We start from the raw sequence: 837 nt of genomic DNA, 5'->3' as shown, positions 1-837 counted from the left end.
TCGGGCCAGGAGCGTAACGGGCTGCTGTTCACGGGTAACCTGCATGATGCCTATCCGCGTGCGCTGGTGCTGGACATGCGGCTTTCCCCACTGGACAAGATGTGCTGGATAATGATACGGCAGTATGCCCTGCAGAACGACGGCGCCATCTTCCCTTCTTATGACGAACTCCAGAAGCTTCTCTCTTCTCCCGGGGCCGGGCAGGCCTCGCGGGATACGGTGAGCCGGGCGCTGACGATGCTGCGTCTTACCGGGTGGCTGAGTCTGTGTAAGCGGGTGCGGGATGCAGGCGGCAGGGTCCGGGGCAATATCTACGCCCAGCATGATGAACCGCTGAGTGCAAAGGATGCAGAGACGTTTGACCCCGGGTGGCTGGAGATGGTCGGGAAAGCCTGCAGACACAAATACAGGGAGGTGAATGAAACGGCCTGGCGGGTACTGGAGGGGATACTGGACGACCCGATGATGCGGCACCGGCATTCGCGGTTGACGGAGATTGCTGAGCGGCTTACACGCCCCTTAACAGTACGCGATGTTGCCCGCATTGAGCAGCAGAAACAGCAGAGTCCGGAAAGCGGACTGAGTCCTGAACGTACGGAAAATGAGCAGAAGACACTGAGTCCGGATAACAGACTCAGAGTGGCGGACGGGGTTAAAACACAGGGTCCGGTAAACGGACTCAGTCTGAAATCAGACAGTTATGACAGAGTCCGGAAACCGGACTGCAATAACGTACGTTCTTTTACACAGGAACAGATTAAAAAAACGTACGTATGCGCCGGGGATGAAAATGCGCCACCTGGTGGTTCCGTTACCGTTCCTGCCGAAAGCGTCCCG

Annotated in this window: 1 protein-coding gene; it reads left to right on the top strand. The window is 57.5% G+C overall.

Annotated features, from left to right (window positions below):
* A partial coding sequence (locus BZK42_RS27915) for an STY4528 family pathogenicity island replication protein (RefSeq protein ID WP_143329788.1) occupies positions 1 to 837 on the top strand: 837 nt, incomplete at both ends.

The organism is Citrobacter braakii, assembly GCF_002075345.1.
GTDB lineage: Bacteria > Pseudomonadota > Gammaproteobacteria > Enterobacterales > Enterobacteriaceae > Citrobacter > Citrobacter braakii.
Note: the sequence above shows the minus strand (reverse complement) of the source record. Positions and strands in the feature narration are given on the sequence as shown.